General features: G+C 64.0%; 22 protein-coding genes and 1 tRNA gene. 7 read left to right on the top strand and 16 right to left on the bottom strand.

The window, feature by feature from the left end:
• Window positions 1–98: 98 nt before the first annotated feature.
• Both DQW77_RS18610 and ctaD read right to left on the bottom strand, forming a co-directional pair.
• A complete protein-coding gene (locus DQW77_RS18610; protein ID WP_113259034.1) occupies window positions 99–962 on the bottom strand; it encodes a DNA methyltransferase in 864 nt (287 codons plus the stop codon).
• A 154-nt stretch (window positions 963–1,116) separates the two neighbouring features.
• Window positions 1,117–2,790, bottom strand: a complete 1,674-nt coding sequence (ctaD, locus tag DQW77_RS14985) for a cytochrome c oxidase subunit I (protein ID WP_113259033.1) — start codon at window positions 2,788–2,790, stop codon at window positions 1,117–1,119.
• A gap of 370 nt (window positions 2,791–3,160) precedes the next feature.
• Between ctaD and DQW77_RS14980 the strand changes: the two genes are divergently transcribed.
• Both DQW77_RS14980 and DQW77_RS14975 read left to right on the top strand, forming a co-directional pair.
• Window positions 3,161–3,967, top strand: a complete 807-nt coding sequence (locus DQW77_RS14980) for a hypothetical protein (RefSeq protein WP_113259032.1) — start codon at window positions 3,161–3,163, stop codon at window positions 3,965–3,967.
• A gap of 220 nt (window positions 3,968–4,187) precedes the next feature.
• Window positions 4,188–4,538: a hypothetical protein gene (locus DQW77_RS14975; RefSeq protein WP_113259031.1), complete on the top strand. Its 351-nt coding sequence runs from the start codon at window positions 4,188–4,190 to the stop codon at window positions 4,536–4,538.
• A 111-nt stretch (window positions 4,539–4,649) separates the two neighbouring features.
• Here the strand turns inward: DQW77_RS14975 and lipB are convergent, their stop codons facing one another.
• Window positions 4,650–5,297: a lipoyl(octanoyl) transferase LipB gene (lipB, locus tag DQW77_RS14970; protein WP_404947940.1), complete on the bottom strand. Its 648-nt coding sequence runs from the start codon at window positions 5,295–5,297 to the stop codon at window positions 4,650–4,652.
• 131 nt (window positions 5,298–5,428) lie between these two features.
• On the opposite strand from lipB, the gene DQW77_RS14965 reads away from it, so the two are divergent.
• From DQW77_RS14965 to DQW77_RS14950, 4 genes are all read left to right on the top strand, one after another.
• Window positions 5,429–7,015, top strand: a complete 1,587-nt coding sequence (locus tag DQW77_RS14965) for a peptidoglycan-binding domain-containing protein (protein WP_181711289.1) — start codon at window positions 5,429–5,431, stop codon at window positions 7,013–7,015.
• A 108-nt stretch (window positions 7,016–7,123) separates the two neighbouring features.
• Window positions 7,124–7,210, top strand: a tRNA-Leu gene (locus DQW77_RS14960).
• Window positions 7,211–7,512: 302 nt separating this feature from the next.
• Window positions 7,513–8,184: a cupin domain-containing protein gene (locus DQW77_RS14955; protein WP_113259029.1), complete on the top strand. Its 672-nt coding sequence runs from the start codon at window positions 7,513–7,515 to the stop codon at window positions 8,182–8,184.
• Window positions 8,185–8,338: 154 nt separating this feature from the next.
• A complete protein-coding gene (locus DQW77_RS14950; RefSeq protein ID WP_113259028.1) occupies window positions 8,339–8,566 on the top strand; it encodes a hypothetical protein in 228 nt (75 codons plus the stop codon).
• A gap of 196 nt (window positions 8,567–8,762) precedes the next feature.
• Here the strand turns inward: DQW77_RS14950 and DQW77_RS14945 are convergent, their stop codons facing one another.
• Together DQW77_RS14945 and DQW77_RS14940 are read right to left on the bottom strand one after the other, a co-directional pair.
• The gene (locus DQW77_RS14945; RefSeq protein ID WP_220124972.1) at window positions 8,763–9,977 is read right to left on the bottom strand and encodes a Xaa-Pro peptidase family protein; all 1,215 of its coding nucleotides are present in this window, start codon (window positions 9,975–9,977) and stop codon (window positions 8,763–8,765) included.
• Window positions 9,978–9,990: 13 nt separating this feature from the next.
• Entirely contained in the window at window positions 9,991–10,884 is an 894-nt protein-coding gene (locus tag DQW77_RS14940) for a hypothetical protein (RefSeq protein ID WP_220124971.1), read from the bottom strand.
• Window positions 10,885–11,020: 136 nt separating this feature from the next.
• Between DQW77_RS14940 and DQW77_RS14935 the strand changes: the two genes are divergently transcribed.
• Window positions 11,021–11,950, top strand: coding sequence for a LysR family transcriptional regulator (locus tag DQW77_RS14935; protein WP_147094986.1), 930 nt, complete (start codon window positions 11,021–11,023; stop codon window positions 11,948–11,950).
• A 189-nt stretch (window positions 11,951–12,139) separates the two neighbouring features.
• Here DQW77_RS14935 and DQW77_RS14930 read toward each other — a convergent pair whose 3' ends face one another.
• The 11 genes from DQW77_RS14930 to DQW77_RS14880 all read right to left on the bottom strand — a co-directional run bounded on the left by DQW77_RS14930 (window position 12,140) and on the right by DQW77_RS14880 (window position 24,027).
• Complete coding sequence (locus DQW77_RS14930) at window positions 12,140–13,081, bottom strand: cation diffusion facilitator family transporter (protein WP_113259026.1); 942 nt, start codon at window positions 13,079–13,081, stop codon at window positions 12,140–12,142.
• 467 nt (window positions 13,082–13,548) lie between these two features.
• Window positions 13,549–14,469: a PHP domain-containing protein gene (locus DQW77_RS14925; RefSeq protein WP_113259025.1), complete on the bottom strand. Its 921-nt coding sequence runs from the start codon at window positions 14,467–14,469 to the stop codon at window positions 13,549–13,551.
• A gap of 65 nt (window positions 14,470–14,534) precedes the next feature.
• The gene (locus DQW77_RS14920; RefSeq protein WP_113259024.1) at window positions 14,535–15,275 is read right to left on the bottom strand and encodes a glucose 1-dehydrogenase; all 741 of its coding nucleotides are present in this window, start codon (window positions 15,273–15,275) and stop codon (window positions 14,535–14,537) included.
• A gap of 75 nt (window positions 15,276–15,350) precedes the next feature.
• The gene (locus tag DQW77_RS14915) at window positions 15,351–16,520 is read right to left on the bottom strand and encodes a winged helix-turn-helix domain-containing protein (RefSeq protein WP_113259023.1); all 1,170 of its coding nucleotides are present in this window, start codon (window positions 16,518–16,520) and stop codon (window positions 15,351–15,353) included.
• Entirely contained in the window at window positions 16,517–18,091 is a 1,575-nt protein-coding gene (locus DQW77_RS14910) for an ABC transporter ATP-binding protein (protein ID WP_113259022.1), read from the bottom strand. Before DQW77_RS14910 ends, DQW77_RS14915 begins: the two co-directional genes overlap by 4 nt.
• A complete protein-coding gene (locus tag DQW77_RS14905; protein WP_113259021.1) occupies window positions 18,088–18,909 on the bottom strand; it encodes an ABC transporter permease in 822 nt (273 codons plus the stop codon). Before DQW77_RS14905 ends, DQW77_RS14910 begins: the two co-directional genes overlap by 4 nt.
• Entirely contained in the window at window positions 18,906–19,853 is a 948-nt protein-coding gene (locus tag DQW77_RS14900; RefSeq protein ID WP_113259020.1) for an ABC transporter permease, read from the bottom strand. The genes DQW77_RS14905 and DQW77_RS14900 overlap by 4 nt, the downstream gene beginning before the upstream one ends.
• Window positions 19,854–19,929: 76 nt before the next feature.
• Window positions 19,930–21,405 (bottom strand): ABC transporter substrate-binding protein, encoded by a 1,476-nt coding sequence (locus DQW77_RS14895; protein WP_113259036.1) that lies wholly within the window; start codon window positions 21,403–21,405, stop codon window positions 19,930–19,932.
• Window positions 21,406–21,518: 113 nt separating this feature from the next.
• Window positions 21,519–22,799 (bottom strand): acetylornithine deacetylase/succinyl-diaminopimelate desuccinylase family protein, encoded by a 1,281-nt coding sequence (locus DQW77_RS14890; protein WP_113259019.1) that lies wholly within the window; start codon window positions 22,797–22,799, stop codon window positions 21,519–21,521.
• 69 nt (window positions 22,800–22,868) lie between these two features.
• Window positions 22,869–23,540, bottom strand: coding sequence for a hypothetical protein (locus DQW77_RS14885; protein ID WP_113259018.1), 672 nt, complete (start codon window positions 23,538–23,540; stop codon window positions 22,869–22,871).
• Between the two features lies 1 nt (window position 23,541).
• Window positions 23,542–24,027 carry a hypothetical protein gene (locus DQW77_RS14880; protein WP_113259017.1) on the bottom strand — a complete coding sequence of 162 codons (486 nt, stop codon included), beginning with the start codon at window positions 24,025–24,027 and terminating at the stop codon, window positions 23,542–23,544.
• Window positions 24,028–24,173 lie beyond the last annotated feature (146 nt).

Here is a 24,173-nt window from a genome sequence, read left to right as displayed (position 1 = left end):
TCGTCGCTTGGCTGTGAAGCTTGATCAGCATGCCGATCTCCCGTCTCGCACCTCGTTCAAAACAGATCGTGCCATGAAAAGCGCGGATCGACGAGGGGCTATGTGATCATCCGGGACGGAACATCTAGTTTGAGCATTTTCTCTTTATTATAAGCCCAAATTCTACCAGAATACGGCGTGTTTCCAATGTATTCCCAATTGTCCTTTGGGTTTAAATACTCGTCATCACGATCAGTTTGCCATTCGCCACCAAGTGGTCGCTTTGCACGCCATTCATACTTTGTGTCGCCACCTGCTTTGGCAGCGGTCAGATTATCCAATTGATAACGGCGACCTTTGCTATCGCTTTTCTTATAAAACGGTTCGATATAGTCTTTCGAGTAAGGCATATACTGCCAATTCCAAGTCCAATCGTTTGACTTCGTGTAGAAAAATATGATGTCACGAACACTTCCGTATATTTGCCGACCTTGTTTCGCATCGTTATGGCCTGTTGTGCGACGCCACGATATTTCACTTCGGAAATAGGACGCCCCGAAAATCGCATCCAGCAATATCTTCAGGTAATGGCTCGCCGTCGGGTCGCAGTGCAGGTAGAGGCTGCCGGTGGGCTTCAGCACCCGGTGCAGTTCCAGCAGCCGCACGGCCATCATGGTCAGGTACGCCATCATGTCATTCTCACCCAGGAAGGACCGCATCGCGCGCAGCATCTCCGCCGCCGCCCCGTTCCCTGAGCGTAGCACCTCGCCGAATGCCTCCTCGGCGGCATCGGTCCAGTGCCATGTATCGTCGAACGCCTCGATCTGCGCCGCGCTCTCGTTCCCCGACGGCCCGCGAAACAGCACGTTGTAGGAGGCGTTGGAGTTGAACGGCGGGTCGAGATAGACGAGGTCAACGCTTTCGTCCGCGATCTCGTCACGCAGCACCGCGAGGTTGTCGCCATAGTAAAGGTGGTTGTTCATCGCTGCCCCTTTCGCGCCCCGGCCCCGATCCTGCGGCGGGTGTGGTTGAGGCCGAGTTTACGCAGCCATGCGGCACGGGCGCAATGGGCCGATGCCAAACGGCAAAAGGCCCCGGGCAATGCCGGGGCCTTTCGCGGGGTCATGTGTCAGCCGCTCAGTGGGCGGGCTGCTTGTCCCAGTCTTCACGCTTCGGCAACTGCTCGAACGTGTGTTCGGGCGGCGGGGACGAGACCGTCCATTCCAGCGTGTCGGCATATTCGTTCCAGTAGTTCGCCTCGGTGACCTTGGCCCCGCGGAAGAGCGAGTAGAACACCACGCCGAAGAAGAACACGAAGCTGGCAAAGGCGATGAACGCGCCCACCGAGGACCACCAGTTCCACAGCGCGAACGCCTCGGGGTAGTCGATGTAGCGGCGCGGCATGCCCTGCCGGCCCAAGAAGTGCTGCGGGAAGAAGGTCAGGTTCGAGCCGATGAACATCGTCCAGAAATGCAGCTTGCCGGCCCATTCGGGATATTGCCGCCCGGTCATCTTGCCGAAGTAGAAATAGATCCCGGCAAAGATGGCAAAGACGGCGCCCAGGCTCATCACGTAATGGAAATGCGCCACCACGTAATAGGTATCGTGATAGGCGCGGTCCACGCCCGCCTGGCTGAGCACGATGCCGGTGACGCCGCCCACGGTGAACAGGAACAGGAACCCGAAGGCCCAGAGCATCGGCGTCTTGAACTCGACCGACCCGCCCCACATGGTGGCGATCCACGAGAACACCTTCACGCCGGTGGGCACGGCGATCACCATCGTGGCGAGCATGAAGTAAGACTGCTGCGTCAGGCTCATGCCCACGGTGTACATGTGGTGCGCCCAGACGACGAAGCCCAGCCCCCCGATCGCGATCAGCGCCCAGACCATCGGCAGGTAGCCGAAGATCGGCTTGCGCGAGAAGGTGGCGATCACGTGGGAGATGATGCCGAAGCCCGGCAGGATGATGATGTAGACCTCCGGGTGGCCGAAGAACCACAGGATGTGCTGGTAGAGCACCGGATCGCCACCGCCTGCCGGATCAAAGAAGGTGGTGCCGAAGTTGCGGTCGGTCAGCAGCATGGTGATGGCGCCGGCGAGCACCGGCAGAGCCAGCAGGATCAGCCATGCGGTGACAAAGATCGACCACGAGAAGAGCGGCACCTTGAAGAGCGTCATGCCCGGCGCGCGCATGTTCAGGAAGGTGGTGATCATGTTGATCGCGCCAAGGATCGAGGAGGCGCCCGAGACGTGCACGGCGAAGATCGCGAGATCCATCGACATGCCGGCCTCGTTGGTCGAGAGCGGCGGATAGAGCACCCAGCCCACACCCGAGCCAAGCTGCCCGTTGCCGCCCGGCGCCAGCAGCGAGGCAACCCCAAGCGACGTACCGGCCACGTAGAGCCAGAAGCTGAGGTTGTTCATGCGCGGGAAGGCCATGTCGGGCGCGCCGATCTGCAGCGGCATGAAGTAGTTGCCGAAGCCACCGAAAAGCGCCGGGATCACCACGAAGAACATCATCAGGACCCCGTGATAGGTGATCATGACGTTCCAGAGGTGGCCGTTGGGGGTACATTCGCCCGCCGCCGCGGCGGTGAAGCGCGCCCCTTCGAGGCACATGTACTGCACGCCCGGCTCCATCAGTTCCAGGCGCATGTAGACGGTGAAGAGAACCGCGATCAGGCCGACGAACGCCGAGGTGACGAGGTACAGAATACCGATATCCTTGTGGTTCGTGGACATGAACCACCGGGTGAAGAAACCACGCTCGTCGTGGTCGTCGTGGCCGTGAATGGCTGCGTCTGCCATTGTTGCCTCCTGCTGAGTGTTGCGGCGCGCGGACCGTGAAAGGGGGTAACGCGCACGTGATCCTCTATTGTTCTAGAATGACGCGGCGGTGCGGGCAATGCGGGAGTTTGACGTGGATCAAAGAATTTTGTCGCACCCCCCCGTCCGTCCCGGCCGCCGGCCGGCCCCGCAAGACCCGGCCTCGACAACCGGAGCGCACCGCGGGGCACCGCTGCGGGGCTGACGTTCGCGGACGCTCCGGACGGGCCGCAACGTTGCGACCCCGCCGCATCCGGCAGGTGGATTGCACCGATGCACGCCCGGAAGCGTTGACTCCGGACAATCCTTGTCCGTAGTCAGGACAGGCGTGCGTTTCTGGGGGAATCTGCGTATGATATCGAGGAGTTTCCGGCTCGCAGCGGGGCGGGCCGTACCGGCGGCGCTCTGCGCCGTATCTCTGGCCGTCGCGGGGGCGACCGCGGGGGCGGAACCGACCGGGAAACGGCTGCAAAAGGACTTGTCTGTCGCGTATCACGCGCGGGAGACGGTGAATGATCGCGACAATGACATCCTGCGGCTGCGTTACGGGATCGCCGATCCCGGGATTGCGGGGCTATCGAGACTGGCGGTGTTCGGCGGCTTCCGCGATGTGGGCCTGGACCTGTTCGCGGACAGCGAGAGCGTATCGCTGGAGCATCCCGACATCGGAGTCGAGGCCCTTTGGATGAAGGACAGGCCGGACGGGCGCCACGGACTTGGCGCGCGGGTGAATTACGCCGGCGATCACGAGACCTCGATCGAGGTGGCAGGCGTTTACGAACGGTTCCACAGGATGTTCGACCTGCGCCTCGTGGGCGGGGTTCAGGGCGTGACCGACAATGTCGCCGGGCGCGAGGATTTCGGTGCCTTCGGCCTTGGCGAGGTGACATGGTGGTACCGCGAGGATTTCCTTTTCCGCGGCGGGCTTCAGGCGGATCCGGATGGCGAGATCGCAAGTTTCGGCTTCGAGGTGGCGATCGGGCGGCGGCCGTTGAGTTTCTTTCTGGACTGGGGGCACGCACTGGACGACTACCGTGATATCAGCGGGTACAACGATCTGTCGGCCGGGTTTCGCTATGATTTCGGGGGGGACACCCTGCGCGACCGCGTGCGCGAGGGACACAGCCGCAGCCTGTTCCGCGCGGTCGAGGTTCAGTAACCCTGCCCCCCGACCTGCCGCCACCAAGGTGGATGAAAACGCTGATTTAAAAGATAAAAAACCTAATCCGGTTAGCGAATGCAAGGGAGTCTCACGATTTTTTGAGAACACCCCCCCGGGGGGTGACGCATCCTCCCGGCCTTCTTACGTACGCGTCAAGGCTTCAACGCGGACGGCATGACGCCGCCGGTCGAGAAGCCGGTGTTTTAAGGAGTTTGAAATGACGTATCTGATGAGAACAACCGCGATCGTCGGGTTTGTCACCATGGCGGCCCAACCTGCCGCCGCAATGCCCTGCGCCGATTTCATGGAAATGACCGTCTCGGAGGCGGTCGAAGGGCTGGAAACCGGCCGCATGGAGCAGCGCGACGAAGCGCGCGGCGACGACGAGATGTCGGACCAGACGGGCGACATGACCGAAGGCATGGAAGATCTGGAAACCGGCCGGGAGCAGGAGCGCGCAGACGCCCGCGGGCGTGACATGATCGTCGCGATGATCGACTATTGCGAGGCAAACCCGGAAGCGGATACCGCGGATTATCGCAAGCCCGGCTATGACGAGGAAAACTAGGGCCTCTGCTGCCCGGCCGGTCCGGGCCTGACGTCACAGCCCGCCATTCCGGTTGCGGCCGGGTGGCGGGTTTTTCGCAAATTACCGGCCCCCGCCTTGCACGCCGGCGCGTCAGCCGAAAATCTCCGGAAATGTCGTCTCCAGTGCCACGTCCACATCCGTCATGGTGACCGGCAGGCCCAGATCGACAAGCGACGTGACTCCGTGTTCGGCGATGCCACAGGGCACGATACCCGAGAAATGATCCAGATCCGGCTCCACGTTGATCGAGATGCCGTGAAAGCTGATCCATTTGCGCAGGCGGATTCCGATGGCGGCGATCTTGTCTTCTGACGGGGTCCCGGCGGCCGTGAGCGGCTTGTCTTCGCGCACCACCCAGACACCGACGCGGCCTTCGCGAAGTTCTCCGCGCACGTTGAAACGGTCGAGCGTGGCGATGACCCATGCCTCGAGGTTGCGGACAAAGGCCCGCACGTCACGCCCGCGCGCGCCCACGTCCAGCATGACATAGGCCACCCGCTGTCCGGGGCCGTGATACGTGTATTGACCGCCGCGCCGCGACTGATGGACCGGGAAGCGGCCGGGATCGGTGAGGTCCGCCAGCCGGGCGCTGGTGCCGGCGGTGTAGAGCGGGGGATGTTCAAGGAGCCAGACCGCCTCGGACGCGCGGCCTTCGGCGATGGCCGCCGCACGGGCCTCCATTCGGGCCACGGCCTCCTCGTAGGCCACCAGGCCGGGGCTTGCGATCCATTCCACCAAAACGCCGGTGCTCCTTAGCGTATTCCGCACTTGACAGGAAAATGACTCCGTCAGGGGCGATTCCCTGTGTTACACTTTTTAAATAGTTGCCGTTGTGGGCAAGATACAGCGCCATGAACCGGAGGAAAACCATGCCACTCAGCAAATTCAGTTCGACAACCGGGGCGGTGATCATCGCCGCAGTGACCATGACATCCGCGACGGTGGCGAAGGCCGACGGGCAGTTCCTCGGTGGTCTTGTCACCGGGGTGATCGGTGGCGCCCTGCTCAACGAGGCAGCCCGCAACAACAAGCGCAAGAAACAGCGCGCCCGGAGTTACAGCCACGGCACCCGGTCCTATGCCGCACCCGAGGTTGTACAGTCCCGGCGCACGACACAGACCTCGCTGAACTACTTCGGCTTCCAGGCCGGCGTGGTGGACGGGGTCCTGGGGCCGCAGACGCGCGCCGCGATTTCCCGCTATCAGGCCTATATGGGCTATCCGTCCACCGGAAAGCTCACCCCGTACCAGACCCAGATCCTGCATTCAGCCCATGCCCGCGGCACATCGGGCGGGTACGAGACCAATCAGATCATCAGCCGGGAGGGCGTGCGCGGCCTTCTGGAAACACAGGAGCGGATGCTTTCGGGCGCCGCGGTCGGCACCGGTGGGTATGCGGGGCTGCCACCCGAGGTTTCGCGCGGTGTTGATGAAGTTGCGCAAGCCGTGGGTCCGTCAGCCGAACAACTGGTCAAGAAGGCCGGGTTCATTCAGCTCGCTGATCTGAACGGCGACGGGGACACCGATTACATCATCGACACCTCCGACAGCGGCAGCACCTTCTGGTGCGAGGGCAACGCCTGCAAGAGTCTCGTCTATGTCTCGACGGCAAGTGGCTACTCCCGCAACGACCTCATGGTCAGCAACGCGGCGCCGGACAGTTTCGCATGTGCCGGCGCCCGCTGCGCGGTGGCCGATGCCGAACCGCGGGGTGACGACGGCACCTATCTCGCATCGACGCGGGGGGAAGCGGAAGAATCGCTGCCGTTGTTCGAGGTCGAGGCCGAGAACAAGCGCCTTGGCGATTATTGCGCGGTGACGACGCGGACCGACAGCTATTCCGGGATTGCCGGCGTCACCGCGGCGAAAGCGGTTCTGGGCGGCGAATTCTGCATGGCCCGCGACCACGCGATCGGAACGGGGCTGGAGCTTCAGCAAAGGGTGACGGGGGCCACCGCGGCACAGATCGAGGCGCGCTGCGCTGCCTTCGGAAAGCAGCTCAAGCCCTTCGTCACGGCCGCTTCCAGCAAGGATCATCGCGCTGTGATGAATGATGTCGGCGGCTATGTCGTGGAAAGCGGGATGGATCCGGCCCAGATGATCACGTCGGCGCGGATCTGCCTCGGCGCCGGTTACAGGTCCGAGGACATGGCAACGGCAATGGGCTCGGCCCTGCTTCTGGTGGCACTGGGCGAAAAACCCTACGGAGAGCTTGTCGGCCATCACCTGGCACATGGCTATGGCACCCCGGAGCGCCCCGATCTTTCGGTGCAATGGTACACGATGGCACTTGATTCGATGGACTCGGGGGCGAGGGCGGTCTTTGCCCCGGGCGAATCGGACCGTGACCTGCTGCTTCGCGAAGCGACGCTGGAATTGAGCGGCGTCCCGGGGGCCGGCGACACGGAAACGACGCGCGGAGACACCACGCTGCCGATTTTCGAAGTCGCGGATTGAGATCACCCGGAAGACCGGGGGCCGGCCGGGCCGTGGCGATTGCCGCGGCCCGATCATTTTTCGCTCTTCACATCGTGGAATTGCTGTTCTATACGGCCCCGGTCACGTGCGGTCGTGGCGGAATTGGTAGACGCGCAGCGTTGAGGTCGCTGTGGGGTAAAACCCGTGGAAGTTCGAGTCTTCTCGACCGCACCATCACAAGCCCCTGAGGTCATTGCTTTTCAAGCATCCCGGGTCTTTTGCTCCATCCCGAGACACAGAACGCGGCACGGGCGATGGCGGTGATGATGAAACTCCAACACGTTGATGATATGGCCGCGGTGAGAACGGTTCCCGGGAAGATTCCCGAAGCCGGAAGACGGATCGTGCCGGCCGGGTGAATCCGCTGGATATCAGGGGTGGATCGTTCGTGCCGCAGGGTTATGGTTGACGCCGCCCGGTCAAGGCGCGACCCGCCAGGCAAGAAGATTCCGGACCACGCAAGGAGACCAGTTGCCATGCATCTGAACGCGGATTTCAGCCAGCGCGCCGTCGTGCGCTTTGCCGAGGGCGACTGGGTCGCCTCGCCCATGCCGGGGGTCCGCCGCCGGATGCTGGACCGCATCGGCGACGAGGTCGCCCGCGCCACGAGCATCGTGCGGTTCGACCCCGGCAGCGCCTTTCCCCCGCATACCCATGACGGGGGCGAGGAGTATCTTGTGCTCGACGGCATCTTCCAAGACGAGAACGGGGACTTTCCGGCCGGGTCCTATGTGCGCAATCCGCCAACATCCTCGCACACCCCGGCGGCGCGCGAGGGTGCGACGATCCTGGTGAAGCTGCACCAGTTCGACCCTGATGATCGCACGCAAGTCCGGGTCGACAGCGGCCGCGCCACATGGGTCCAGGCAGCGCCGGGCGTCAACAGCCTGCTGCTGCACGAGGATGGGCGCGAGCGGGTGGTGATGGAACATTGGGCGCCCGGCACGGCCCGCAACCTTGATGCCACGGGCGGGCTCGAGGTTTTCGTGATCGCGGGCGGGCTGTCCGAGGGCACCGAAACATTCGGGCCGTGGGATTGGCTGCGCTTGCCGGTCGGGTCGGCATTCGACGCCGAGGCCAGCCCCGAGGGCGCGCGCGTCTGGATCAAGACAGGGCACCTGCGCCACACGGGCAAAGCCCCTGCGTGAACAGTGACGTGGGTGGGCGCGGGGGACACCGGCCGCATGCTGGCAACCGCGTTTCCCGCCGGCAGGTCTTTTCTCCCGACAGGATTGATGGCACCGTCCAACCACCGGGAGATCCGGGGGATTTCCGGGGGATTCATGAGTCGGGAGAGAAGAGATGGGACTTGGGGACATGCTGGGCGGTGCAATGAACGCCTTGGGCGGCACGGACGAGATCGTATCGAAAATCAGTGAAAGCGGCATCGACCTGTCGGCGCTGGCCGAGATGGACGCGGAGGCCGTGACCGGAATGCTGGAGGAAAACGGCATCGACCTGTCGATGCTGGAAGGTCTGGGCCTGTCGGTCGAGGACGTGATCGAGAAGGTCAAGGAGCATCTGGCCTGAGAGACCGGCGCCGGGACGCCGCATTTGGTGCCCCGGCCCCACCCTTGCAGCTTGAAGGATGCCGCCGGCGGCCGGCGTTCAGCCCGTATTGCTATTGCCCTCACGTCATCGCGATCGGGCAAATGCTCCATCGGCCGCCTCAGCGCTCCATCCCGTGTCATGTGCGCCGGGTGGCGGCTGATCCATTGTCCCCGCGTTATTCGAGCAGATCTTCTTCAAACTCCATGTCGGAAAGCAGCTCCGGGCCATCCTCGGTTACCAGTATCTGCTGCTCGAGCTTGACGCCCTCCTTCCCGCCGGGGGCGCCGGCATAGCTTTCGATGCAAATGATCATCCCGGGCTCGATGATGCCGTCATGGCCCTTGGCGCGTATCTTGTCGGAATGGATGAGAAGCGGGAACTCGTTGCACAGCCCGCTTCCATGGGCGATCGCGGGTTGCTCGTTCGCCAGATAATCCTCCGGCATGCGGCGGGCGAGATCGGCGATTTCGAAGAAGCTGCGCCCGGGCATGAAAAGCTCGCTGTTGCGGCTCACCTGCTCATGAGCCAGCGCATAAAGTCGCCTCTGATCGTCGGTCGGCTTGCGGTCGCCGACGGTCCAGCTCCGGGAGATGTCCGCGCCGTAGCCATGCGGACCGATCAGATCGGAATCCAGACAGACGATGTCGCCCTCCTCGACCCTGCGTTCACTGGCCTCCTGATACCACGGGTTGGTACGCGGACCCGAGGTCAGCAGCCGGGTCTCGATCCATTCGCCGCCGCGTTCGGCATTGGTCTGATGAAGAATCGACCAGATGGCATTTTCCGTCATGCCGGGCCTCGTTCCGGCGATCATGCGGCGGATGGCCTCCTGGCAGACATCTATGGATTGCCGTATCGCGGTGATCTCTTCCGGGGTCTTGACGATACGCGCAAGGTGGGCGACTTCTTGGCCCTCCACGATCTCGATGCCCCCTTCCTCCAGCAGATGGGTTCCGATCGGGTCCAGCCGGTCGATTGCGAGGCGGCGGTTGCCGCCTCCGTATGTCCTCATGAGGTCGACGATCTCGGCGCACCAGGATCGCGCGAATTCCATCATCCGCGGCCCGGCCGCGAAATGATACCACGCCTGGGCCACGCGCACCTCGTCCACGGCGGGGCGATCCTCGGCAAGGAATTCGCAGCCCGCAAACTCGAACAGGATAACCGGCCCCTCGGTCCCGACAAACACGTAGCGGCACGGATTGTGCATGGAATAGACCTGCATGTTGGTCGCGCCCGTGGCGTAGCGGATGTTCATCGGGTCGTAGAAAAGGCCGGCAGCACAGTCATGCTCCAGCAACCTGGCCTTCAGCCGCGCCAGCCGGCCGAGATCGAGCCTGCGATGCCAGTCCGGTGACTGCCCCAGGACATCATTGTTTTCGGCGTTCATGCTTTCGCTCCCTTCAGTCCGCGAGTCCGTCGCCGTGACGGCGATGCTCGGCATCCAGGTGTTCCTGCATCACCCGGCCATAAACCCGCTTCGTGCTTTCCACGCTGCCGATGAAGCCGGGTTCGCGGGCATAGCCGAAGATCACGGTATGCCGGGCGCCCTTTTCGATACGGTTGACGCGGTGCAGGGAATATCGGCCCTTGAACAACTGCAGATCACCGACCTGCAGATCCAGACGTTTCACCTTGTCGCTGGTCCCGTCCAGGACCGCGCGGACATCATCATAATTCTCGTTGCCGGGACTGCGAAGATCAGGGCAGTACTCGAACACGCCGCCGGCGTCGGCCCGCCGCGTCATGAGGCTCACGATGAACTCGTTGGCGTCATAGTGCCAGCCGAGCTCATTGCCCGCTTCCATGGTGTTGATGATCAGCCCGCGCATGGGATCCGCGAACTGAAAGACTTCTTCGGCGCCAAGACAGGCGGCAACAAGGGCGCGCATCCGCGGATCGGTGTAGATCCCCTGAATCGCCGTGTCCGCGGGAATCAGATCGCGGGTGACACTGCCGCTTGTCGTGCGGTGCGTGCGCCGCCGCGGGTGGCCTTCGGGGAAGCTTTCGTCGGGACCGGTGCCATAGGGCGTGTAGGCTTCGCTGCTGTGCAGCGCGCGCGGGGAAAGCATGGCCGTCTCACGGGCGATCAGCTCGCGGCTCTCGGCCCGTATGAAGCCGGGTATCCGCGCACAGCCCTCTTGTTGCAGGCCGGCACGCGCAGCGGCGATGACCGATCGCATGGCCGGATGATCCAGATGGTCTATCGGGTAGCGGTCAGTGTCGACCATCGTGGTGGTGTCTTTGGTCGGGGTCACGGTCCCCGTGGCGTCATATGTTGCCTGTTCCAATGTCATGCTCCATTGCTCGCGTTTCCGCGGCCGCCGAAGACCCGGAGTACCTGACCGGCGGCCGCCTGTTGGCGAGAATGGCGTTGACCTTTGATAGAAACAATTTCATTATTTTGCCACTTTATTTGAGAGGATTTCAACTGTGGCACTTCGCTTGTCCTTGCGGCACCTTGAGATGCTGCTTGCGATCAAGGATACGGCGACGCTGGCAGATGCAGCGGCCGTCCTGCGGATCACACCCTCCGCGTTGACCCATCGTCTCCGCGAAGCCGAGAGGCGCCTGGGAGTAAAGCTGTTTGACAAGGAGGGCCGCACGTTGCGGCCCAATACCGCCGCGCAGATCCTGACACAGTTCGCGGAACGCATGGTCGACGGCCTGCACCACTCCGAGCGGGTGGCGATGGCCTCGGTGCAGGGCGTCCATCACATTCTTCGTCTGTCGATCGGGATCTACAACTCGTTTCACTGGCTCCCGGACTTTCTTTCGTGGTTCCGCGTGCAGAATCCGGAGATCGAAATCGCCATCGAGACCCAGGGTGCGATGGCGCCCTATACCCTGCTCGCAAAGGGGGATGTCGATCTTGTCATTCTTCCAGGGGATACCCTGCCGGGAACCTTCGAGGCAGTTTCGCTGTTCGACGACGAACTGGTCGCGGTGCTACCGCCCGATCACAAGCTCGCCGGAGCTGCCTATCTTCTGGGGGCCGATTTCGTGGAAGAGCGGTACCTGACTTATTCGCTAATCCGTCAGCCGGGTTTCGAGGCCGACCGGGTCTGGACCCCGGACAACGTCATGCCTTTCCGCGAAGACAACATCGGATCGGTCGATGCAATCTGCGAACTCATCCGGGCCGGGCTGGGCGTGTCAATCCTCAGCCATTGGGCGCTTCGCCCGAAATTCGCCGATGGCGGCCTCGTCCCGGTGCGCGTCACCGAGACCGGCCTGGATATACCCTGGCGCGCGGTGATCAGGGGCGGCCTTGCCGAAGACGCGCCCGAGCGAAGGCTGGCCCGCAGCCTGGAGACATGGTTCCTCGAAAACCCGCCTGAGGGCTTTGTCGCGCCATCCTGAACTGGGTGTTCGGGCCGGGCGCGTCACGGGGTGTTGCAAACCGCCATTGCGCTCGCGCTGCGCGGCGTCGCAGCGCCACTGGAGGCCACATTCACCTTTCGGCAACCGGGGCCGGACTGACGCGTGCCGGATCCCCGGGCATCGTGCCGGCTCCGTCCCCATCAGGCAGTGCCACCCCGGCAAACGGTGTCAATCGCTCTGCGGGTTCTCCTGCTTCAGTCCGTGGCCATAAAGGCTGGCGTTCCGGTGGGCCCGGTCCTCCCGTTCGAATTCGAGAGTCGAATGGATGATACCGAACTCGGCTTCGAGCAAACGCTTTATCGTATCCTTGATATCCTCGACGCGATCCCAGGAGCCCGTCTCGACGACCACATGCGTGTCGAGAGCGGCGGCATGCTCTTGCATCTGCCAGAAATGAGCGTGATGGATATCCACCACGCCATCGACGTTGCGGACCGCGGCCACGACAGCGCCATTGTCGATGCCCGGGGGGCTGCCCAGCATAAGGGTGCGGATCGGGCCGCCGATTTCAGAGAACGCGAGGTAGAGGATATAGAGGGCGATGCCGATGGTGATCGCCGGATCGACCCATCTCATGTCGTACAGGACAATGAGGGCACCGCCCGTGATCACCGCAACCGAAGCCAGGGCATCCGAAAGGTTGTGCAGGAACAGGGCCCGGATGTTTACACTGTCCTTCTGCATCGACCACGTGAGCCATGCCGTCAGCGTATCCACCAAAAGCGCGACACCACCGAGGATGACCACCGTCCAGCCACCGATCTCGGGCGGGGCGATGATCCGCATGCCGCCTTCATAGATCAGATAGAACCCCACGAGGATCAGGGTGGTATAGTTGATCAGTGCCGCGACGATCTCGATCCGGCCGTAGCCGAATGTCATGCGCTCGTCGGCCGGGCGACGCGAAATCTTGCGGGCGGCGAAAGCGATCGTCAGCGAAGCCATGTCCGAGAAGTTGTGCAACGCGTCGGCGATCAGGGCAAGGCTGCCGGACAGGATGCCCCCGGCGATTTGCGCGACCGTGAGAAGCGCATTGGCCCAGATCGCTATGGATACCCGACGGTCGCCGGAGGCCGGGCCGATATCGGCGTGGTCATGATCATGGGGCATTGGCGCTCCTCTTGTTGGCCGTGCCAGTGTTTCGCACCTGGCGCAAGTTTCCCGGCCTGCATCCGCTATGCCTCCGCCGTTCGGCGAACACCCGAGCAGCAGTTATGTGCAGTGAGGAGAGTTTGCAAAGTCATTGCCAGTTCGTGACAGCGACCCTCCGTGCCGTCCTAGTCAAAAGCTGCGTGAGAGCCGAACCCGAAAATTGCCCGCGCGGAACAAGGCCGCCGCGCATCGCCGCGCCGCGGCCCGCCGATGCGCGGCTTTCCTCTGGAATGGCAATGCCCGCAAGGTCTCGCCTCCGGACTGTTCGCAACCCGTGCTATGAAGGTCGGCCACTGCACCGGATCCTTGGCGGCGCCTTCCAAGTTGTTCCGTCCGGGGTCCGCCGGTGCCTGTCAGATCCCTGTCGCCGATATGGCGGGGTCGGCAGGGACAGGCCGGCCCCCTGACGCGATCCCGCCCGCGATTCAGGCGCGGAACGGGTTTGTCCAGGCGCGGCGCCCGGCGGCATCGACAACGGTGACCCGCAGCCAGGGCGACCCCGCAACCCTTGCGAGCGGCACGGTCGCGCGGGTCATGGACCGGCCATGAGTCGCGGCAGCCGCCTGTCCGTGGCCTTGCACGATGACCGCAGCGGCGGCGCTGCAATCGACCGTCACCGCATCGGGCGTCAGGGCCACGTCGTGAATCGCCGGCCCCTGGGAAGAATAGAAATCCCCCTGTTTGAGAGCCGCAAGAAGCCTGTCGGGCGTGTTGTCGGTGGCCTTCACCATGACCCAGGCGCCGAAATGATCGGGTTCGTAGAAATGGGCATCATCAGTGGCGATCAGGGAAAGCTCGCGTCCCTCTGACAACAACAGGTCCAGAACATGGCCACCCCCCTCGCGGTCACAGCCGACAGCACAGCCGTGATTGTAGATCTCGACCGCGTGCGCGGCGTCGATCGACCGTGCATCGGCCAGCGTCAGCCCGGACCAGTGGGGATGGGCAATGGTGACGAAGGCCCCGGCTTCGCGCGCGCGGCGGGCAATGGCCGGGCCGCTTTCCTGACCTTCTACCGGCAGGAAGCCGGGCGCGTCGGGCGGGGTGAAACCGGACGGCAGACCAACGGCGAGGATGTGCCACAGCTCACCGTTCTGCATCGCACCCGAATGGAGTTCGGCGCCGGGAATGGTGGTGAAGCCGGTCTCGTGGAACGGCGTGGTATCGGCAATGGGATATCCGTACTGCCCGATGAAGTGATCGGTCAGCGAGATGAAATCATAACCTTCGGCGCGATACCGTCGGCAGACCTCGGCCGGGTCGAGGCAACCATCCGAAAGGGTGGAATGTGTGTGCAGGTTGCCGCGGTAGAATTGCCCGGGCGCGTTAAAGGCGGATAGGACCATGCTGTGCTCCTTGCGGTTGGGATCCGGATAAAGGGGCCGCGCAACGACTCTGTGACAGATCCGGCTCAGATGCAGCGCCCGCCATCGACCTCCATGCAGAGGCCGGTGATCATCGCGGCCTCGTCGCTGCACAGGAAGACGGCGGCATGGCCCATGTCAGCCGGTGTGGAAAACCGCCCGAGCGGAATGGTCGAGAGGAATTTTGCCCGCATTTCCGGCGTGTCCCCGCCCATGAAGCTGGCCAGAAGCGGGGTTTCCCCGGCCACCGGGTTTAGCGCGTTGACGCGAACACCCGAAGGCGCCAGTTCGATCGCCATCGTCTTCGTGGCGGTGTTCATCCAGCCCTTCGAGGCGTTGTACCAGCTGAGGTTGGGGCGGGGGCTGACGCCTGCGGTCGAGGCCATGTTGAGGATCACGCCGCTGCCGCGGGCCTTCATACCGGGCACGAATGCCCGCGCGGTGAGATAGACGGATTTGCAATTGACGGCGAGGACGCGATCGAACCCGGCCTCGTCGATATCCTCCAGGGGCTGCGGCGCGTGGGTGATCCCGGCATTGTTGACAAGGATATCAGGCAGGCCGAAGGCGGCTTCGGCCGCGGCCGCCAGTCCGCTCACACTGGCGCCATCGGAAACATCCGCGGTCCGCGCCAGGGCTCCGATGTCGCGGGCCAGCGCATCGGCGGCCGCCGTGTCGAGATCCGCGATCATCACCTGCGCGCCCTCCGCAACGAAACGGCGCACGATCCCTTCGCCAAAGCCGCTCGCCCCGCCGGTGACGATCGCCGTTTTGCCTTCCAGACGCATCCTGCTGTTCCCCTGAACCTGTCGTTGCCCCATGCCTAGCCGGTTTGACCCTGCCACGCCAGCCGGCCAAGCGCCTCAGCCCGGCGGGCGCACCTCCCAGCGGGTTTCGGACACTCCGGCGAGACGCGCAAGACGCCGCAGGTCGGCGTCGAGTCCGGCAAAACGCCGCGGGCCCCATTTCACCCCGTGCTCCGGCCAGAAGCCGGTGACGGCAAGCCAGCCCGCCGCCCGGTCAGCCTTGAGTTCACAGCGCCCGACGAAACGGTCCCCTTCGAGCAGGGGGTAGACATAATATCCCCAGTGGCGCTTCGCGCGCGGCACGAACATCTCGTTGCGATAGGAAAACCCGAAAAGCCGCATAAGCCGGCCACGGTCCCGGATTGCCGGATCGAACGGATTGATGATCCGCAGCCGTGAGGTTGCCGCGGGCGCGGCGGCAAGGCGAGACTCGATGTCGACCGGTGCCAGCGCGTCACGCCACGCGCCGTCGGCGGCCTCCACGCGCACCGGCACCAATACCGGTCGGCGGGTGATCCAGGCGCGCACCTCGTCTGCGTCGGTGGCCGCCCAGAAGCGCTGCACTTCACCCGCTGTCCCGAAAGTGAGGCGCTCAAGCGCCGCATCGCAAAGCCGGTCAACCTGGTCGATATCCGGTGGTCCGTCGCGTAAGTGAGCAGGGAAGACACGCTCGCCCAGATCGTAAAACTTGACAAAATTCTCACGCTTCGCGGTGGCCAGCGTACCGGCATACCACATTTGCTCCAGTGCCTTCTTGTGTGGCGGGCGTGCCCACATTTCTCGGCTTTTCGCGCGGGTATCGAAGGCATGGGTCGACAATGGTCCCTCAGTCTCGATCCGGGCACGTATGCGCGCGATCTCGTCCCGGGCAAGGCCCGAGCGATACCAGCCCTGCCTTGCCGCACGATCCCCCAGTCGCCGGAACTGACGCTGCCAGACGGGCAGGAATTCCATCGGGATGAGAGACGCGTCATGGGTGAAATGTTCGAAAAGCTCGCGAGCCGCGAGCCACGGCCAGAGCATATGCTCCCGGTAGTTCTGGTTCCGGGTCCAAAGGATGTGATGGTGGGCGCGGGTGACGTTGCGGATCGTGTCGATCTGAAGGAAGCCCAGCTTGCGGATCAGATCCATCACGTCAGGCGCCCCCTGCGGCGCCAATGCCAGCCCATGACCATGAAGCCACAGCCGGCGCGCATCGCGGTTGCCGATCATGAGCGGCGCGCTCATGCGGAGTCCGACAGGCGCGGCACCGCCTCGATCAAGGCTTTCGTGTAGGGGTGGGACGGTGCGTTGAATACCGCCTCTGTCCGCCCCTCCTCGACGATGCGCCCGCCGCGCATCACCAGTACCCGGTCGGTGACGTTGCGCACCACGGAAAGGTCATGGCTGATGAACAGGTAGGTGAGCCCCAGCCTCGTGCCCAGATCGGCCAGCAGATCGAGGATCTGCGCGCGCACCTGAACATCAAGCGCGCTCACGGCCTCGTCGAGGATGATCAGTTCGGGACGGATGATCAGGGCCCGCGCGATGGCGATGCGTTGCCGTTGCCCGCCGGAAAACTCGTGAATATACTTTGCCGTGTCAGCGGCATGAAGCCCCACGCTTTCCAGAGCTTCGGCGATGGCGGCATCCCTTTCGGCGCCCTGCGGAGGATCATCCAGCAGATGAAAGGGCTCGGCCACGAGGCGATCCACTTTCCAACGGGGGTTGAAGCTGCTGTAAGGATCCTGGAACACCACCTGCATCCGCCGTCGAACGTCGCGGTTGACCCGGCCGTGGTCGAAGACGGGCTGCCCGTCCAATCGGATCGTGCCCCCCTGCAGCGCCTCCAGCCCCAGGACGGCACGCGCGAGAGTGGATTTGCCACAGCCCGATTCGCCCACCAACCCCAGGTTTTCGCCGCGCCGGACCTCGAAACTGACCCTGTCCACGGCACGATGGCTGCGCGCGGGGCCGAAAAACCCCTCACGCGGGAGGGGATATTCGCGCACCACCTTCCGCAGCTCCAGAAGCGGCGCGGTCCCGCCGCTGCCGGCACGGTCCGGCACATGATCCGAAGCCTCGAGAAGGGCGCGAGAGTAGGGATGCGCAAGCCCCGCGATGCCGCCCGTTTCAACAACCTTGCCGGCACGCATGATCGCGATCTCGTCAGCCATGCCGGACACCACCGCCAAGTCATGACTGATCAGCATGAGGCCCATCCCCTCTTCGTTCACCAGGCGCCGCAGCAGCGCGAGAATCTGTGCCTGCGTGGTGACATCGAGGGCGGTCGTGGGCTCGTCCGCGATCAGAAGGCTGGGACGAAGCGCGATGGCCATGGCGATGCAGACACGCTGCCGCTGCCCCCCGGACAGTTCATGAGGGTACCGGCCGGGCGGCACGCGGTCAGGCGGCAGTTCGGCCCGCTCCAGCGCCTCGGCGGCGCGGTGCATCGCCTCGGACCGTGGCGGGTTCTCGTGGATGCGGATCGTCTCGGCCACCTGATCCCCGATACTGCGCAGCGGGTTCAGGGCCGTCATCGGCTCCTGGAAGACCATGCCGGCCACGCGCCCGCGCAGATCGCAAAGCCGCCGCTCGGGCAGCGCCAGCATATCGTGCCCGTCAAGCCGGATTTGCCCGGTGCAGCGTGACCCGCGCGGCAGAAGCTGCATCGCCGCCAGCGCCGTCATCGACTTGCCGGATCCCGATTCGCCGATGACGCCGGTGATCCGTCCCGCCCCGACCGATACCGACACGTCCTGCAGAACCGGCGCCCCGTGGATGTCGAGCGTCAGATCCTCGATCTCCAGAAGGCTCATCGCGCCGCCCTTCGCAGCCGTGGGTCGAGCAGATCGCGCAGACCGTCGCCCATCAGATTGAGGCCCAGCACCGTGAGCAGGATCGCCAGCCCGGGAAACAGGGCCAGATGTGGCGAGATCGAGATCATCGTCTGGCTGTCGGCCAGCATCCGGCCCCAGCTTGGCAATGGCGGCTGCGCACCGAGGCCGACATAGCTCAGCCCGGCCTCGGCCAGGATGCCGAGCGAGAACTGAATCGTACCCTGAACGATCAGCAGGTTGGTGACGTTTGGCAGTATGTGCTGCCAACTGATGCGCAACGCGCCCTTGCCCGCCACCCGCGCGGCCAACACGTATTCACGGGTCCAAAGGCTGAGCGCGGCCCCCCGCGTCAGGCGGGCGAAGACGGGAATGTTGAAGATCCCGATGGCAATGATCGCGTTGAGCGCGCTGGCCCCGAAGACCGCAGTGATCATGATCGCGATCAGGAGAGACGGGAACGCGAATATGAGGTCATTTCCCCGCATTATAACTTCATCCAGCAACGACCCCCGGCGCGACGCCGCCGCCAGCCCCAGCGGCACCCCGAGCATGATCCCGATCCCCACTGCCACCAGCGCCACGGCGATCGAGGTGCGGGCGCCGACCATGATCATCGAAAGGATGTCACGTCCGAAGTGATCCGTTCCCAGCGGATGTGCCGGCGAAGGCAGGCGGATGCGGCTGGCGATATCAAGCGACTCGATGTCATGCGGCACCCACAGCAGCGAGACCAGCGCCGCGCCGGTGAAGACGGCGGTCAACAGCGCACCGAGTATCAGGGTCAACCGGCCCTTCATCGCCGCCCCCTGAGACGGGGATCAACGGCCGAATAGGCCAGATCGACCACAAAATTGACCATTACGACAGCGAAAACCAGAAGCATCACCACCGATTCGACCACGATTAGGTCACGCGCCGCGATGGCCTGGAACACCAGCCGGCCCAGCCCCGGCAGGAAAAAGACGTTCTCGATGATGATGGCCCCCGCCAGCAGGAACGAGAATTGCAAGCCGATGATCGTGAGCACCGGTATCAGCGCGTTCCTGAGCGCATGGCGCCACAGGGCCTGCGCCCGTGTCAGCCCCTTGGCGCGCGCGGTGCGGATGTAATCCTCCGACAGCGTGTCCAGAAGCGCCGATCGCATGACCCGCGTGAGGATGCTGGCCTGCGGCAGCGCCAGCGCGATGGCCGGCAGTGTCAGGGATTTCAGCCCGGCACCGAGCCCCGTCTCCCACCCGGCGAAACCGCCTGCACTGAACCAGCGCAGGTTTATCGCGAAGACCAGCACCATCAGCATCGCGAACCAGAAATTGGGGATCGCCACGCCAAGCTGCGTCAGGCCCATGATCCCGGCATCGACCGGAGAGCCGCGCCGACGCGCCGCCCAGATGCCGGCGGGAAAGGCGATCAGCGTGCTCAGGGTCAGGGCATAGAGCGCCAACGGCAGGCTGACCTGAAGCCGATCCGCGATCATCCCGGAAACCGGGGTGCGGTAAGTGTAGGAGATGCCGAAATCGCCCTGCAGCATGCCGCCCACCCAACTCAGGTATCGCGACAAGCGGGAACGATCCAGCCCCAGCTCCTCGCGCAGGGCGACCAGAGTGTCGGGCTGCGCGTTTATTCCCAGCATGTAGGCCGCCGGATCGCCCGGCACCACCTCGAGTGTCAGGAACACCACGAGGCTTGCCACAACCAGCGACACGCCAAGCGAGACCAGCCGACGCAACGCATATCCCAGCATCACGGGCGCCCTGCCCCGGGTTTGTCCCGGACACGGCGGAGCGCGCGGACCGGGAGATTATTCACCTCCCCCGTTGTCACTCTACCCAATAGACCCCGGTCAGATCGGTGGCCTGGGTGGGTGCATCTTTCCAAAGACCCCGGACACGGGCATTGGCGACGGTCGGCGTGGCAAGCTGGAAAAGATACCCGTTGACGTAATCCTCCGCGATGATCCGCTGCGCCCGCCTGAGGAGGCGCGAACGCTCCGCGGGATCCGCCGTCTCGTTCAGGGTTCCGATCAGGGTCTGGAATTCGGGGTTGTCATACTGGAAGTAGTAATCCGGCCGCGCGTAGATCCCGATGTCCATGGGTTCGGTGTGGCTGACGATGGTCAGGCCGAAATCCTTGCCCCGGAACACCTGTTCCAGCCACTGTGCCCATTCCAGGTTGGTGATCTCGGTGTCGATCCCGACGGCGCGCAGCTGTGCCGCCACGATCTCGCCGCCCCGGCGCGCATAGGACGGAGGCGGCAGCTTGAGGGTGGTGGTGAACCCGTCGGGAAACCCGGCCTCTTGCAGCAGCGCGCGCGCCTTCTCCGGATTGTACTCGGACAACCCGGTCAGGTCCACGTAATCGGGGTGATGCGGCGGGAAATGCGTGCCGATGGGGGTTCCGAGGCCGAACATGGCTCCGTTGATGACGGCCTGGCGGTCGATGGCATGGGCAATTGCCTTGCGCACCCCGGGATCATCGAGCGGCGGATTGGCGTTGTTGGTGGCCAGGATCGTCTCGCCCTCGGTTGACCCAACGAGAACCTGGAAGCGCGGATCGGCGTCGAACTGCGGCAGGTTCTCGGGGGCCGGAAAGCCGGTGAAGGCATCCACATCCTCGGCCATCACGGCGGCAAAGGCGGCGGACGGATCACTGATGAACTTGAAGGTCGCACTGGAAAGCGCCACCGGCTCACCCCAGTAATCGGCGTTGCGCGTCAGCTCGATCCGGTCACCCTGCACCCAGTCCTCGAAACGGAAGGCGCCGGTGCCTACCGGCGCCTGCTTGATGTTGGCAATGCTTTCGGGCGCCACGATCACCGCATCGCCCCAGGCCATGTTGAAGAGGAAATCGCCCTCGGGCGATTTCAGGGTCACCCGGACGGTCAGCGGATCGACCGCCTCGACACTCTCGATGCCTGCGAAAAGCGCCTTCTGGGCGTTCTGACTGTCCTCGGCGCGGGCACGATCAAGGCTGAACTTCACGTCCTCGGCCGTCATTGCTGTGCCGTCATGGAATTGCACGCCGTCCTGCAGGCGAAACGTATAGACGGTGCCGTCCGGCGAAATTTCCCAATCCTTCGCAAGGCCCGGGTTAACCGATCCGTCCGGACCGAAGCGCGTCAGCCCCTCGAAAACGTTGGCATAAAGAACCTGGTCTATCGCGCCCGCCGCAGCACTCGTCGGATCGAGATGCGGCGGTTCAAGCTGAAGCCCGATGACGATGTCCTCCTTCGCGTGCGCCACGACGGCGGAAATTGTGGCAAGCGCGGTCAGTGCCGCCCGGATCTTGAGTCTCATCGAATATCCCTCCCCGTTTGACGGTGCATTTCGCACCTGTTGGCCGAGTGTTTCCGCAAACGGCCGCGTGATCAAGGACCGTATGGGCCAAATCCGGCGCGGCGGTCTGCCGGTCATTCCTGAAGAAGATCATGGAGGGCCAGCGCCATGACCTGCGCGGACTGCTCCATGTCCATGATGCCCACATATTCATCCGGCTTGTGCGCCAGATCGAGGATACCGGGCCCGTAGGCGATACAGTTCCGCAGCCGTCCGATCCGGTCGATGTGTTTTTGATCATAGGTGCCCGGGCTGACAACAAAATCGGCGTCATGCCCGAAAACCCGCGCCACCGCCGCGGAAACCGACGCGACGACCGGCGCCTCGCGCGCCGTCATCGTGGGCAGGACGCGGTGCAGCTCGCGGATCGCGTAATCGAAGCCCGGCCGCCCGCGCCGCACGGTTTCCAGCATCTCGCGAACTTCGGCTTCGACCTCGCTGATGTCCTCTTCGATCAGGAAACGGCGGTCGATCACCATGCGGCAGCGGTCGGGCACGCAGGGGCTGGGGAGCCCCGTGTAATCGGCGGCCTGTTCAGGCTCCCCGCCATGGATCGAGTTTATGTTGAGCGTGGATTGCCTTGCCCCGTCGGGAACCACCGGCATCCCGGTGCGCTTGCGCGCAAGCGCGGGGTACAGGGTATCCTCCATCTCGCGGAGTACCGCACCCATGTGGCGCACCGCGCAATCGCCCAAGAACGGCATCGAGCCATGCGCGATTTCGCCCTTCGTTTCGATCTCTGCCCACCAGACGCCGCGATGGCCAAGACAGATGCGATCCTTGCCGAGCGGTTCGGGGATGATGACATGCTGCACCCGGTCGGGGTTGAAATACCCCTGTTCGGCCAGATGCGCGACACCGCCGAAGCCGCCCGATTCCTCGTCCGCAGTGCCCGAGATCTCGATCGCGCCGGCGTAGCCGGGGCAAAGCTCGATGAAGGCTTCGGCCGCGATGATGCTGGCGGCCAGCCCGCCTTTCATGTCGCAGGCGCCGCGCCCGTAAACCCGCCCATCCCTGACTTCGCCGCCGAAGGGATCCATGCTCCAGCCGTGGCCCACCTCGACCACATCGACATGCGAGTTGAAATGCACGCATTGACCAGGGCGCGCGCCCTCGTGCCGGGCGACGAGGTTCCAGCGCGGGTTCCGATCACTGTCGCCGATGGCGCCCTCGGCGCGAATCAGCTCGGTCCGGAACCCGGCGCTCAGCAGGCGGCGGTCGAGGTAATCGCAGATGTCGCGGTAATTTTCTCCCGGCGGGTTGCGGGTGGGAATGCGGATCAGATCCTGCGTCAGCGCAACCAGCGCGTCGCGACGGGCCGCGACGGCTTCGCTCAGCTTTTCTTGAATGCCCATATTCGATGCCTCCTGCCGATGACTATGAAGCCGGCGGGCGGTGCGGACAAGGGCACGGCATCGGTCCTTTCACGGCCCCAGGATCGACGGCCCCCAGACATGAAGCGCCACCGGCACCGGCGAGACGGCGACGGCGATGGTCAGCGCGAACAGGGGAAACGAGAACAGCCGGCTCAGCCCGGCCAGCATCGCGATGCCGCCGCCCCCGCCGACAAGGAAATTGCCGGGAAGGTTCACGACAATCGCAAGCGCGATGTACCGATGCCTGATGAGCAGCGTCGAAAAACGGTTCGGCGCCACCGAGAACAACCGTTCGAGCCGTTCCTCGGGGGACAGTGCCGCGAATCCGGACAGCAGCACCGCACTGCGCCGCAACCCCAGATCACGGGCCAGACCCACCAGGACGCGTTCGGGGACAATCCGCCCCAGAAGGAACCCGAGCACCAATCCGGCAACAGTGCTGACATAGACAAGAAGGGCAATTCCCGGGCCAAGCACCGCGATGAGCCCGAGGCCGATTTCGACGCCGGGGACAAATGGCAGCGCAAGCGTCACCGCATAGAGCACGGCAACGAACATGAGCATCCTGTGCACCGTGGCCTCGTTGCTGGGGCGAATATCGAAATCGAGGGCCTGGCGCACCTCCTGTGCAAGCTGGTTCACCGCCAGCAGCACAAGTGCGAAAATCGCGACCTTGAGCACCGCGCGCAGCGGCCGCGAACGCGGCTTTCGTGATCTCATGTTATTCGATCTGCGCCGTGGTCCGCCGCGGAGAGGGGCGGGTGGCCTCGTAGGCGAAATCGCGTTCGAGTGTCCAGTACCAGCGGCGGATCGTCCAGGTTGCAATGCCCTCGATCCGACCATCCTCGACCCGGCCGCGCCAGACGATCGTTGCGTCCTTGTACGGGCAGCGTGTTTTCGAGATGAAATGCCATGCGCCATCCTCACGCCATGCCTTGTAGGGCCGGGCCGGGTAATCGCAACGCAGTTCGCATTCCTTCGACACGAAGGTTCCGTTCTCGAACACGAAACGATCGGCAACATCCTTCGGTGCTCCCTCGGGGCCGATCATGCCGGAGAATGTCATCCCGTCCAACGGAGCTTCGCCTGTTGCCTGAAGCGGCTTGTACGCGTCTGACGGGGACGAGGCGTTGAGCCATGCAGTATATGCGCCTGCCACGGCCATGCCGGTCAACAAGATCATGGCTGCGAAGCGGCGGATGGTCATTTCTCGCACCTCCGGCACTCATCATAACACGAGAGCCGGCTCCAGTTCCACACCGTGATCATGGAGTTGTGTTTGCCGGCGGCTACACGGTGACGGCCCTCGCAATGCTGTGATGTCCCGGGATGGTCCCGCGTTCAGCCCGGGCC

This window comes from Roseovarius sp. TE539, from assembly GCF_003298505.1.
Classification (GTDB): Bacteria; Pseudomonadota; Alphaproteobacteria; order Rhodobacterales; family Rhodobacteraceae; genus Roseovarius.
The sequence above is the reverse complement of the archived record's forward strand: the minus strand, read 5'-3'. Positions and strand labels throughout refer to the sequence as shown.